The organism is Microbacterium terrisoli (assembly GCF_030866805.1).
Classification (GTDB): Bacteria; Actinomycetota; Actinomycetes; order Actinomycetales; family Microbacteriaceae; genus Microbacterium; species Microbacterium terrisoli.
The window spans coordinates 1445962-1458592 of record NZ_CP133019.1; the positions used below are offsets into that span (position 1 = coordinate 1445962).

Here is a 12631-nt window from a genome sequence, read left to right on the forward strand (position 1 = left end):
AGAATCGGATGCGGGGCGGGCGCCTTCTCGCGTTTCTGCCGCTTTCGACATCGCCCCCGCATCCCACTCTTCTTCACCGAAAGGTGCACTCGGCCATGTCTGAAGCCCACCGCACAGATCTGCGCAACGTCGCGATCGTCGCGCACGTCGACCACGGAAAGACCACACTCGTGGACGCCATGTTGCGCCAGACGGGCTCATTCGGCGAGCACGCGCACGTCGAAGAGCGTGCGATGGACACGAACGACCTCGAGCGCGAGAAGGGCATCACGATCCTCGCCAAGAACACGGCGATCACCTACAACGGCGTGCACACCGACACGCCGGTGACGATCAACGTGATCGACACCCCCGGTCACGCCGACTTCGGCGGCGAGGTCGAGCGCGGGCTGTCGATGGTGGACGGTGTTGTGCTGCTGGTGGATGCCTCGGAAGGGCCGCTGCCGCAGACCCGGTTCGTTCTGCGCAAGGCGCTGGAAGCGAAGCTGCCGGTCATCCTCCTGGTCAACAAGACCGACCGGCCGGACGCGCGCATCGCCGAGGTCGAAGAAGAAGCGCACGACCTGCTGCTGGGGCTGGCCTCCGACCTGGTGGACGACGTGCCCGATCTGGACGTGGACGCACTCCTGGATGTGCCGGTGGTGTACGCCTCCGGGCGCGCGGGCGCGGCATCCCGAAACCGGCCTCAGAACGGCGAGCTGCCCGACAACGCCGACCTCGAACCGCTGTTCGCGGCGATCCTCGAGCACGTGCCCGCGCCCAAGTACGACGACGAGGCGCCGCTGCAGGCCTGGGTCACGAACCTCGACTCGTCGCCGTTCCTCGGGCGCCTGGCGCTGCTGCGCGTGTTCAACGGGACGCTGCGCAAGGGGCAGACCGTGGCCTGGGTGCGCCACGACGGTTCGCACTCGAACGCCCGCATCACCGAACTGCTGAAGACCCGCGCCCTGGAGCGCTATCCTGCCGAGTCGGCCGGACCCGGCGACATCGTGGCCATCGCCGGCCTGGAAGAGATCACGATCGGCGAGACGATCGCCGATCCCGACGATGTGCGGCCGCTGCCGGCGATCCACGTCGACGACCCGGCGATCTCGATGACGATCGGCACGAACACTTCGCCGCTGATGGGAAAGGTCAAGGGGCACAAGCTCACCGCGCGCATGGTCAAGGACCGCCTCGACCGCGAGCTCGTGGGCAACGTGTCGCTGAACGTCGTCGAGATCGGTCGCCCCGACGCGTGGGAGGTGCAGGGCCGTGGTGAGCTGGCGCTGGCGATCCTCGTGGAGAACATGCGCCGCGAAGGCTTCGAACTGACCGTGGGCAAGCCCCAGGTGGTCACCCGCAAGGGCGAGCGCGGCCAGGTGCAGGAACCGTTCGAGCAGCTGACGATCGACGCGCCCGAGGAATACCTGGGTGCGATCACCCAGCTGCTGGCGGCGCGCAAGGGCCGTATGGAGTCGATGACCAACCACGGCACCGGCTGGGTGCGCATGGAGTTCGTCGTGCCGTCGCGGGGCCTGATCGGCTTCCGTACCGAGTTCCTGACGACCACGCGCGGAACCGGCATCGCCAACGCGATCGGCGCCGGCTATGAGGACTGGGCCGGCCACATCGTCACCCGTCAGAACGGCTCGATCATCGCCGACCGTCAGGGTGTCGTGACGCCGTTCGCGATCATCGCGCTGCAGGAGCGGATGTCGTTCTTCGTCAATCCCGGCGACGAGGTCTACGAGGGCATGGTCATCGGCGAGAACTCGCGCAATGACGACATGGACGTGAACATCACCAAGGAGAAGAAGCTCACGAACATGCGCTCCTCGACGGCTGACACGTTCGAGTCGATGACGCCTTCGCGAATCCTCTCACTGGAGGAGAGCCTCGAGTTCGCCCGTGACGACGAGTGCGTCGAGGTGACGCCGGAGAAGGTGCGCATCCGCAAGGTGGTGCTCGACCAGCACGATCGCGCACGTGCCACCGCGCGGCTGAAGCGCCAGGACGCCAACGCCTGACACCCGCGTCCCGTCGCTTCCCCGCGCCGTCGCGCCGTCGCGCCGTCCGGCCGTCCGGCCGTCCGGCCGTCCCGCCGCGTCGAAATCATGTGCAATCGACCAGCACACATGGCTTTTGCGTCAGTTCGATGTGTCGCCGACGAAGTCATATGATTTCGACAGCCCGCGGCGCGGGTCAGCGCAGCTCGGAGAGCAGCACGGCCGAGGTACCCGGCTCGAGGGCCTCGAACACATGCGGCGCGTCGCCGCGGTACGAGACGAAGTCGCCCGGAGCCATGCGCACCGGGGCTTCGGCCGGCCCGACGTTGGCCTGGCCGGTCATGAGGACGACGTATTCGATCGTGCCGCGCGTGTGCGGCGCCGACTCGCGAACACCGCCGGGCTCGGCGCGCAGCAGGTAGAGGTCGCGGCGCGTCTGCGGAGGACTGGCGGTCAGCAGCGTCGCCGAGTAGGGCGCCTTCGATGACGGGACGGGCGATCCCGTCACGGCACGGATGAAGGTGGTCACGGGCTGTTCGTCGTCGACGAACACGGCGAACGGCACGCCGAGGGTGGTGGCGATCGCCCACAGCGTCTCGACGCTGGGGTTGCCGGTGCCGCCTTCGAGTTGAGACACCGTGGCCTTCGAGAGGCCGGCGCGGCGGGCCAGCTCCGAGACGGACAGACCGGCCGCTTCGCGCTCGCGCCGCAGGGCCCGCGCGATCCGTGCACCGAGTTGCTCCATGCGTTCAGTATGTCAAACGCCCGTTCGGCTTGATATCCTCCCGTGAAACGTTCATGATGATGATCATGCGTTCACTCAAACGAACACAACGCGGGAACGACCTCGGATGAGTCGTTCGCAGGGAAGCGCACGGGCGGATGCCGCCGGCGACGCCGGGGGCACGGGCGCAGGAGAGGTCGCAGCGCGCCGCAAGGCCGTCCGCGACGGCGTGGGGGTGGCCGTGGCCACCAGTGCGTATGGCATCTCGTTCGGGGCTCTGGCCACGGCATCCGGATTCGACGTGTGGCAGACGTGCGTGCTGAGCCTGCTGATGTTCACCGGGGGATCGCAGTTCGCCTTCATCGGGGTGATCGGCACCGGGGGACTGGCGGCGATTCCCGCAGCGATCGCCTCGGCCGGTCTTCTGGGCGTGCGCAACATCGCCTATGGCATGCGCATGTCCCCACTGCTGGGCGGCGGGTGGCTCACGCGCGCGGCCGCCGCCCAATTCACGATCGACGAGTCCACAGCCGTCGCCCTCGGCCAGAGCACCGTCCGCGCGCAGCGGATGGGCTTCTGGATCACCGGCCTCGGCGTCTACGTCGGCTGGAACTCCACCACCCTCGCCGGGGCCCTATTGGGCGACGTGCTGGGCGATCCCCGCGCGTATGGGTTGGATGCCGCGGCCGCCGCCGCCTTCCTCGCGCTGCTGTGGCCGCGCCTGCGCCGGCGCCAGGCCATTGCGGTGGGCATCGCCGCAGCGGCGGTGGCGACGGTGCTGACCCCCGTGCTGATGCCGGGGATGCCGGTGCTGGTCGCCGCGATCGTTGCGATCATCGTCGGCTGGGCCAATTGGCTCGGCAGGGACGACACCGCCGCCGTCCCCGGTGCGGGCCTCACCGCCGTCCCAGGTGTGGGCCCCGGTGCGGGCCCCGGTGCCGAGCCCGACGATGTGCCCGAGCGTGAGGGACTGCCATGACGCTGTGGAATGCGGTGCTGGTGGCCTCCATCATCTGCGTGGCGGTGAAGACGCTGGGCTATCTCGTACCGGCGCGCCTGATGCAGGCCCCCCGCCCGGCGCGCATCGCCGATCTTCTGACGGTGGCGCTGCTGGCTGCCCTTGTGGCGGTGCAGACCCTGGGGGCGGGGCAGGCGATCATCGTGGATGCTCGAGTGCCTGCGGTGCTCGTGGCGGCGGTGCTTCTGCTGCTGCGTGCGCCCTTCCTGGTCGTGGTGACGGCGGCGGCGGTGGTGGCCGCACTGCTGCGTCTGTGGGGGTGGGCGGCGTAGCCCGGTGCGGGAGCGGTCGTAGACTGACGCGGTGAGATCCACCGTCACCCAGATCCTGACGCTGCTGCTCGCCTTCGTCGTGGGCACGGTCTACGGTGTGGCCGGCACGATCTCGCACGCCTATCGGCTCGGCTGGTTTCCGGTGGGCCTCGTGCTGTCGCTGATCGGGATCATCGCGCTGCTGGTGGCGATGCGCGCGCTCACCGAGGACCGGTGGACGGCACTGGCCGGCGGCGTCGGCGCCCTGGCGGCGACCGTGGTCTTCTCCGGCTCGGGGCCCGGAGGATCGGTGATCGTGCCCGGTGGAACGCTGGACGAACTGGCCGGGGTGAACCTCGGCTTCGTCTGGGCGATCGGGGTGGCGCTGGCGGCGACAGTGGTGGTCGCGTGGCCCGACCTGTCCCGATCCCGCCGCTCAGCGGATCGCTAGACTGAGCGCGTGACTTATGTGATCGCCCTTCCGTGTGTGGACGTCAAGGACCGCGCGTGTGTCGACGAATGCCCTGTCGACTGCATCTACGAGGGCGACCGGTCGCTGTACATCCACCCCGATGAATGCGTCGACTGCGGCGCCTGCGAGCCGGTGTGCCCGGTCGAGGCGATCTATTACGAAGACGATCTGCCTGAGGAGTGGGCCGACTACTACAAGGTCAATGTCGAGTTCTTCGACGACCTGGGCTCACCCGGCGGTGCGGCGAAGATCGGCGTGATCCACAAGGATCACCCGATCGTGGCGGCGCTGCCGCCGCAGGTCTGATCGCATGGGCGTCGCCGATCTGGCCGACTATCCCTGGGACGCCGTGGCGCCCTACGCGGCCCGCGCCCGGGCGCATCCGGACGGCATCGTCGATCTGTCCATCGGGTCGCCGGTGGATGCCACACCCGACGTGGTGCGGGACGCGTTGAAGACGGCCACCGACGCGCACGCATACCCGCAGACGGTCGGCACACCCGCGCTGCGCGAGGCGATCTCGGCCTGGTATGCGCGACGCCGCGGGGTGCACGGGCTGACGTCCGCCCAGATCCTTCCCACGGTCGGGTCGAAAGAACTCGTGGCCCTGCTGCCGCTCCTGCTGGGCCTCGGCCCCGGCGACATCGTCGTGCACCCCCGCGCTGCCTACCCCACCTACGCGGTGGGTGCGCGCCTGGTGGGCGCGACTGCGGTGGCAGGCGACGACCCCGCACAGTGGCCCGAGGGCACGCGCCTGGTGTGGGTGAACAGCCCCGGCAACCCGGACGGCCGGGTCCGCGGCATCCCGCAACTGCAGGCCGACGTCGCCCGGGCACGAGAACTCGGCGCCGTGATCGCCGGCGACGAGTGCTACGCCGAGCTCGGCTGGGACGCGCCGTGGGACGCGGAGCCGGTGCCGTCGATCCTCGACCCACGGGTGAGCGGAGCCGATGCGGCCGGTGTGCTCTCGGTCTACTCGCTGAGCAAGCAGTCGAACCTCGCCGGCTACCGCGCAGCGTTCCTCGCCGGTGACGAAGCCCTCGTGGCGCGCCTGCTGACGGCCCGCAAGCACCTGGGGCTCATGGTTCCCGCCCCCGTGCAGCACGCGATGATGGCCGCGCTGGGCGACGACGCGCACGTGCGCACGCAGAAGGAGACCTACCGTCGCCGCCGCGACATCCTCAAGCCCGCCGTCGAAGCCGCCGGATTCCGCATCGACGGCAGCGAGGCGGGACTGTATCTGTGGGCCACCGAGGGATGCGACGCCTGGCAGAGCCTCGGGCGTCTGGCCGATCTCGGCATCCTCGCCGGCCCCGGGCACTTCTACGGCACGCACTTCGAGCAGCACGTGCGACTGTCTCTGACGGCACCCGACGAGCGGGTGGATGCTGCAGCCGCCCGCTTGCGTTCGTAGGATACCGCCAGCCAGAGACGTCATCGTTTGGTGGATGTCTCAGTAGGCCGATGTGCGGGATAGGCTGTAAGCCGACCCCAGGCCGCTGAGATTAATCAGGCTGAGACTTTCACCGAGACTTTTCGCAAGGAGGCGTCGTGACGGACGCACAGCCGGACATTGCCACCCTCACGATCGCAGACCGCACCGCGCAGTTGCCGGTGCTGGCGGCCGTGGACGGCAAGCCGAGCGTCGACGTCTCGACGCTGACCAGGCAGACCGGGCTGACTGCGCTGGACTACGGGTTCGTCAACACGGCGGCCACCAAGTCGGCGATCACCTATATCGACGGCGATCAGGGGATTCTGCGCTACCGCGGCTACCCGATCGAGCAGCTCGCGAAGGGCAGCTCGTACCTCGAGGTGGCGTGGCTGCTGCTGTACGGCGAACTGCCCACGGCCTCAGAACTCGCCGACTTCGACGAGCGCATTCGCCGGCACACGCTGCTGCACGAGGACCTCAAGCGCTTCTTCTCGGCACTGCCGCACACCGCCCACCCCATGTCGGTGCTGTCATCGGCGGTCGCGGCACTGTCGACGTATTACGAGGGACAGACCGATCCCCACAACCCGGAGCACGTCGAGCTGAACATCGTGCGCATGCTCGCCAAGCTTCCGGTGATCGCCGCCTACGCGCACAAGAAGAGCGTCGGGCAGGCGTTCCTCTATCCCGACAACTCGCTGAGCTTCGTCGACAACTTCCTGAAGATGAACTTCGGAGTGCTCAGCGAGGACTACGTCGTCAACCCGGTCATGTCCAAGGCCCTCGAGCTGCTGCTGATCCTGCACGAAGACCACGAGCAGAACGCATCGACCTCGACCGTCCGCCTGGTCGGGTCGACGGGGGCCAATCAGTTCGCGTCGATCTCTGCCGGCATCCAGGCCCTGTCCGGACCCCTGCACGGCGGTGCGAACGAAGCCGTGCTGGCGATGCTCGCCCGCATCCGCGATTCCGGCGAAAGCGTCGAGCGCTTCGTCGAGCGAGTGAAGAACAAAGAAGAAGGCGTGAAGCTCATGGGCTTCGGGCACCGCGTCTACAAGAATTACGACCCGCGTGCCAAGCTCGTCAAGGAGTCGGCCGAAGAGGTGCTGGCCGAACTCGGTGTGCACGACCCGCTGCTGGACCTCGCCAAAGAGCTCGAAGAGATCGCGCTGGCCGATGATTACTTCGTCGAGCGCAAGCTCTACCCGAACGTCGACTTCTACACCGGCGTCATCTACAAGGCGATGGGGTTCCCCACGCGCATGTTCACGGTGCTGTTCGCGATCGGGCGTCTGCCCGGCTGGCTCGCACAGTGGCGCGAGTCCGTCAATGACCCGCAGACCAAGATCGGTCGCCCGCAGCAGCTGTACGTAGGCGCGCCCGAGCGCAACTACCCCGGGGCCTGAGCCGCGGGCGGATCTGGGCGCGCGCTCACGCGCCGGTGGTCGACAGGTCGAAGGCGCGCCACATGGCGGCGTAGCCGCCGCCGGCGGCCAGCAACTCGTCGTGCGTGCCCATCTCGGCGACACGGCCGTGCTCGAGCAGCACGATCCGGTCGGCGGTCATCGCCGTCTGCAGCCGGTGCGCGATCAGCACTGTGGTGCGGTCTTGCGCCAGGCGGTTCATCGCCCGCGTGACGTGCGCCTCGGTGGCCAGGTCGAGATTCGACGTGGCCTCGTCCAGCAGCAGGATCGCAGGGTCGACCAGCTGCGCGCGCGCCAGCGCGATGAGCTGTCGCTGCCCGGAAGACAGGGACGAGCCGCGCTCTGAGACCACGGTGTCATAGCCGTCCACCAGCGCAGTGATCATCCCGTCGGCACCGACCGCCCGCGCGGCGGCCACGATGTCCGCCGGCAGCGCGTCGGGGCGGCCGTAGGCGATGTTCTGGCCGATCGTGCCGGTGAACAGGAACGACTCCTGGGGAACGTAGCCCAACCGCGCCCGGAACCCGTCGAGGTCGAGCGCGCGCAGATCGTGTCCGTCCGCGCGCACCGCGCCGCGGTCGGGATCGTAGAACCGGGCGACGAGCTTCATCACGGTGGATTTGCCCGCACCGGTCTCGCCGACCAGCGCCACGGTCTCACCGGCGCGCACCGCGATGTCCACACCTGCCAGCGCTTCGCTCGGGTGCCGCGTGATGGCATCGGGCAGCCGCGAATCACGGGGGCCGCGCCTGCGCGAGGAGACCGGCCCGACCGGGTAGGCGAAGTGCACGTCGTCGACATGCACGCGGCCTTCCAGCGCCGGCACCGGCTGCGCATCCGGTCGCTGCGGTGTGAGGGTCGACAGGTTCATGAGCTCCGAGATGCGCGCGACGGAGACCCGGGTCTGCTGCCAGGCGTCGAACACCTGCGACAGCTGCTGAATCGGCGAGAAGAACATGTCGATATACAGCAGGAAGGCGATCAGGGCTCCAGCGGTCAGCTGTCCGTGCGCGATCAGCGTCGCCCCCAGGCCCAGCACGATGACATCGGCGATGGCGGCCAGGAACTGCACGAACGGAAAGTACACGGCCACCAGGCGCTGCGCGGCCACACGGGATCGCAGGTATGCCGAACCGTGGCCGTGGAAGACCCTCATGGTCTCCTCTTCGTGCGTGAACGCCTGCGATTCGCGCACTCCCGACAGCGACTCCTGGAAGGACGCGTTGACGATCGCGATCCGTTCGCGGGACAGGTCGTACAGCCGCGTCGCGCGTCGGCGGAACCACACCGTTGCCAACGCCAGAGGCACGATCACGCTGAGCACGGCCAGACCCAGCGGCACATCGACGATGATCAGTGCGGCGGCGACGCCGACGAAGGTGACCCCGGCCACGAGCGCTCCCAGCAGCCCGTTCTGCAGAAGCGACTCGAACTGGTCGATGTCGGTGGTCATGCGGGTCATGATCCGCCCCGCCATCTCGCGCTCGTAGTAGTCCAACGACAGGCGCTGCAGCTGTGCGAACACGCGGATGCGCAGCGACAGCATGATGCGCTGGGCGGTGCGCCCGGTCACGAACGCCTCGACCATGCCCGTGAACATGTCCGCGATCGCGATGACGAAGTACACACCGGATGCCACGAACAGCACGCCGACGATGCCTTCGGTCACACCCTCATCGATGCCGGCCTTCACCACCGCGGGGCCCAGCAGCCCCGCGACCGCATCGATCACGACGAACACGAGCGCGAACAGCAGCGGGCGGCGGAATTCGCGCAGGATCTTTCCCAGGCCGAAGTCGCGCTGATGGCGACTCTCGTGGGTCAGGTCGGGTTCGACGTGGTCGATGATCGGGGGGAGGGCGGCAACCTGCGCGAGCAGCTGCGGCGTGGGTGCGAGGGATCCCCGGATGCCGCGCCCGCCGCCCGAACCTCCCAGGCCTGCGCCCAGGCCCGGCGCCGACAGCGCGTGTGCCGGGCGGCGAGCGGGGGAGGACGGCCTGGTCGCCGGCGCACCGCCCGAGAGCGGGGTGCGCCCGGGTGCCGGTGCTTCGTCGGGCACCTCGCCTTCGCCGAACAGCGCACGGTAGGTCGCGCTGGCCTCGACCAGCTCGTCGTGCGTGCCGGATGCGATGATCTTGCCGGCCTCGAGCACGACGATGCGGTCGGCCAGGTGCAGGGTCGAGTGCCGGTGCGCGATCAGCAGCACAGTGCGCCCGGCCGACACCTCGCGCAGCGCCTCATGGATGCTCTGCTCGGTACGCGCGTCGATCGCACTGGTGGCGTCATCCAGAACCAGAATCGCAGGGTCCCGAAGTATCGCACGGGCCAGGGCGATGCGCTGACGCTGGCCCCCCGACAGACTCAGACCCCGCTCGCCGACGACGGTGTCATAGCCGTTCGGCAGCGCATCGATGAACTCCTGCGCCTGTGCGAGCCGGGCGGCGTGCTCGACCTGCTCGTCGGTCGCACCCGGCGCGCCATAGGCGATGTTGTCGCGCACCGAAACCGAGAACAGGAACGCGTCCTCGAACGCCATGCCGATCCGACCGCGCAGGGACGCGAGCCGCGCATCGGCGATGTCGACCCCGCCGATGCTGACGGACCCGGCGGTCGGCTCGTACCTGCGCACCAGCAGCCGCGCCAGGGTGGACTTGCCGCTGCCGCTGGCACCCACGACGGCCACGCGCTCGCCGGGCTGGACGGTCAGGGTGAGCCCGTCCAGCACCGGCGCCCCGCCCGGGTAGGCGAATGAGACGTCGTCGAACACGATCCGGCCGCCGTCCTGCGGCAGGTCCACCGCGTCGGGGGCGTCCGCGATCGCCGGGCGCAGATCCAGCAGCTGGAAGATGCGCTCGACGCCCGCGCGGGCCTGCTGGGCGATGGTGAGCATGCCCGCCAGCCGGCGCGAGGGGGCCATCAGCTGCGCGATGTACGTCGAGAACGCGAGGAAGGTGCCGAGCGTGATCGACCCGGTCACCGCCAGCCAGCCGCCCAGGGCCAGGATGCCGACCTGGCCGAGCACGGGCACCGCCTCCAGCAGAGGCTGATAGCGGGATTGGATGCGCACCACCCGCATCTGCGAGCCGTACAGCTCGCCCGCCGCCCCGGCCAAGCGCCGCAGCTCGCGCTGCTCCTGCCCGAACGCCTTGACGACGCGCACTCCTGCGACGTCTTCATCGACGATGCCGGCAACCACTCCCTCCTTCTGCTGCGCATCCCAGCTCGCCGGGAACACACGCGTGCGCATGCGGTAGCTGATGGCGACCAGGGCCGGGACGACGGCGAGGCTGACCACCGCCAGCAGCGGTGAGAGCACGAACATGATCACCAGCGACATGAGCATCATCAGCACGTTGCCGCCCACCAGCGGCAAGAAGCTCAAGAGCCCCTGCACGAGCGCGGTGTCGGAGCTGGATCGGGCCACCAGCTGACCGGTGGGCATCGTGTCCAGCGCGGCGGCATCCAACCGCTGCAGGTGATCGTGCATGTCGTTGCGCAGGTCGTTCTGCACGTCCAGCCCGATGCGCCCTCCGCGGTAGCGGCGCAGGTAGGCGAAGACGAACGCGAGGACCGCGAGCACGATCAGCAGGGTGAGCCACGGCAGCAGCGGCGCGTCGTGCGCCACGACCACATCGTCGACGATCTCGCGTGCGATCAGGGGAGTGACCACCTGGCACCCGGCTCCCGCGATCGCCGCGGTCACCGCGATCGCCAGGTTGCGGCGGTGTCGCATCAGATAGCGGCCGAGCCGCCGCATCCACCCTTCGGGAGCGGGGGCTGCCGCATCGCGCGTGTGCGAGGTCATCGGGTGGACGCCTCCTGCTGATATTGCTCGATGCCCTCGCCGAATGCGGCCAGCGCGGCGAGGGTCGCCTGTGCGTCCGGTGTGCGTCCGGCGATGTCGCGCACCAGAGCGCCCAGCGCTTCTTCGGCCGCCGCGCGCACGCGATCGCCCTCCGGGGTGATGCGCAGCTCGATCGCGCGCTGATCGCCCTCTCCGCCGTGTCGGGTGAGCAGTCCTCGGCGGGCCAGAGAATCGACGGAGGCGCTGACGGCGGGTCTGCCCACCGCCAAGCGCGCGGACAGCCGGGAGGCCCGGGCCTCGCCGCCGGCCACGGCCGACAGCATGCGATAGTCCGACAGGCTGAGCGCGGGCGGGTCCTGCTGTGCCAGCGTGCGCTCGAGCATGCGCGCCACACGCGCCAGCGCGACCACGGCCGCCTGCCGTGCAGAAAGTGGTTCGATCACTGAACTATTCTGCACCCGCGCCGCAGTGCGCAATGTTGCAGAGCGCACAGTCGCCGCTCCGGTGCGGGCACTACCGTGGAGGGCATGAGCGACGAACGCTGGATCTTCGGGACGGGACTGTCGACGATCGCCGGCGACGGCACGGTACTGGATGCCTGGTACCCGACGCCGCGGATCGGACGCGCCGACGGCACCACCGTGGCCACTCGGGCCGCCGGCCTGCAGGCGGCGGCCGGGCCCGACGTCCGTCGCGGAGTGCGTGTGGAGATCGTCGAGCTGCAGATCGCTCTCGAGCGGGCACCGGCATCCACGGCCGACGTCTATCTGCGCCTGCACGCGCTGTCGCACCGGCTGGCCGCACCCAACACCGTGAACCTGGAGGGGATCTTCGGGTTCCTTCCCACCGTCGCCTTCACGAACGCGGGGCCGGTGCTGCCCGACGACCTCGACCGCCTGCGCCCGGGACTGCGTGCCGCGGGCATCCAGGTGCAGGGGATCGACAAGTTTCCGCGGCTCACGGACTACGTGACCCCCCCCGGGGTGCGCATCGCCGACGCCGCTCGCGTGCGGCTGGGCGCGCACCTCGCACCGGGCACGACCGTCATGCACGAAGGGTTCGTGAACTACAACGCCGGAACGCTGGGCGCCTCGATGATCGAAGGGCGCGTGTCGCAGGGCGTCGTCGTCGGCGACGGCAGCGACATCGGCGGCGGTGCCTCGATCATGGGCACCCTGTCGGGCGGCGGCACCCATCGCGTCTCGATCGGCCAGCGGTGCCTGCTGGGCGCGAACGCCGGTGTGGGCATCTCGCTGGGCGACGACTGCATCGTCGAGGCGGGACTGTATCTGACCGGGGGCACCAAGGTCGTCCTGGCCGCCGAGCCCGCACGGGCCGACGGATCGCGCCCGACGGTGAAGGCTGCCGAGCTGTCGGGTCGCAGCGGCGTGCTGTATCGACGCAATTCTCTGAGCGGCGCCGTCGAGGCGCTGCCGCATGCCGGAACCGGCATCTCGCTGAACGACGCACTGCACGCGTGACGGGCCTGCGGTCGTCGGTGACTGTCGTGCAGG

Annotated in this window: 11 protein-coding genes; 8 read left to right on the forward strand and 3 right to left on the reverse strand. The window is 69.3% G+C overall.

The genetic code is table 11. From position 1 onward, the window contains the following. Positions 1 to 95: 95 nt before the first annotated feature. Complete coding sequence (gene typA, locus QU603_RS06130; RefSeq protein WP_308493605.1) at positions 96 to 2009, forward strand: translational GTPase TypA; 1914 nt, start codon at positions 96 to 98, stop codon at positions 2007 to 2009. A gap of 175 nt (positions 2010 to 2184) precedes the next feature. On the opposite strand, the gene QU603_RS06135 is transcribed toward typA, so the two are convergent. Continuing rightward, complete coding sequence (locus tag QU603_RS06135; protein WP_308493606.1) at positions 2185 to 2733, reverse strand: helix-turn-helix domain-containing protein; 549 nt, start codon at positions 2731 to 2733, stop codon at positions 2185 to 2187. A gap of 106 nt (positions 2734 to 2839) precedes the next feature. Here QU603_RS06135 and QU603_RS06140 point away from each other — a divergent pair, with 106 nt between their 5' ends. The 6 genes from QU603_RS06140 (at position 2840) to QU603_RS06165 (ending at position 7294) form a co-directional block, all read left to right on the forward strand. Further along, complete coding sequence (locus QU603_RS06140) at positions 2840 to 3691, forward strand: AzlC family ABC transporter permease (protein ID WP_308493607.1); 852 nt, start codon at positions 2840 to 2842, stop codon at positions 3689 to 3691. Next, the gene (locus QU603_RS06145) at positions 3688 to 4002 is read left to right on the forward strand and encodes an AzlD domain-containing protein (protein WP_308493608.1); all 315 of its coding nucleotides are present in this window, start codon (positions 3688 to 3690) and stop codon (positions 4000 to 4002) included. The genes QU603_RS06140 and QU603_RS06145 overlap by 4 nt, the downstream gene beginning before the upstream one ends. Positions 4003 to 4033: 31 nt before the next feature. Next, the gene (locus QU603_RS06150; RefSeq protein WP_308493609.1) at positions 4034 to 4432 is read left to right on the forward strand and encodes a DUF6113 family protein; all 399 of its coding nucleotides are present in this window, start codon (positions 4034 to 4036) and stop codon (positions 4430 to 4432) included. A gap of 9 nt (positions 4433 to 4441) precedes the next feature. Then, positions 4442 to 4759 carry a ferredoxin gene (gene fdxA, locus QU603_RS06155; protein WP_308493610.1) on the forward strand — a complete coding sequence of 106 codons (318 nt, stop codon included), beginning with the start codon at positions 4442 to 4444 and terminating at the stop codon, positions 4757 to 4759. 4 nt (positions 4760 to 4763) lie between these two features. Further along, a complete protein-coding gene (gene dapC, locus QU603_RS06160) occupies positions 4764 to 5867 on the forward strand; it encodes a succinyldiaminopimelate transaminase (RefSeq protein WP_308493611.1) in 1104 nt (367 codons plus the stop codon). Positions 5868 to 6004: 137 nt separating this feature from the next. After that, positions 6005 to 7294, forward strand: a complete 1290-nt coding sequence (locus tag QU603_RS06165) for a citrate synthase (RefSeq protein ID WP_308493612.1) — start codon at positions 6005 to 6007, stop codon at positions 7292 to 7294. Positions 7295 to 7319: 25 nt separating this feature from the next. Here QU603_RS06165 and QU603_RS06170 read toward each other — a convergent pair whose 3' ends face one another. Further along, complete coding sequence (locus QU603_RS06170) at positions 7320 to 11117, reverse strand: ABC transporter ATP-binding protein (protein ID WP_308493613.1); 3798 nt, start codon at positions 11115 to 11117, stop codon at positions 7320 to 7322. After that, positions 11114 to 11560 (reverse strand): MarR family winged helix-turn-helix transcriptional regulator, encoded by a 447-nt coding sequence (locus tag QU603_RS06175; RefSeq protein WP_308493614.1) that lies wholly within the window; start codon positions 11558 to 11560, stop codon positions 11114 to 11116. Before QU603_RS06175 ends, QU603_RS06170 begins: the two co-directional genes overlap by 4 nt. An 84-nt stretch (positions 11561 to 11644) precedes the next feature. Between QU603_RS06175 and dapD the strand changes: the two genes are divergently transcribed. Continuing rightward, entirely contained in the window at positions 11645 to 12598 is a 954-nt protein-coding gene (gene dapD, locus QU603_RS06180) for a 2,3,4,5-tetrahydropyridine-2,6-dicarboxylate N-succinyltransferase (RefSeq protein ID WP_308493615.1), read from the forward strand. Positions 12599 to 12631 lie beyond the last annotated feature (33 nt).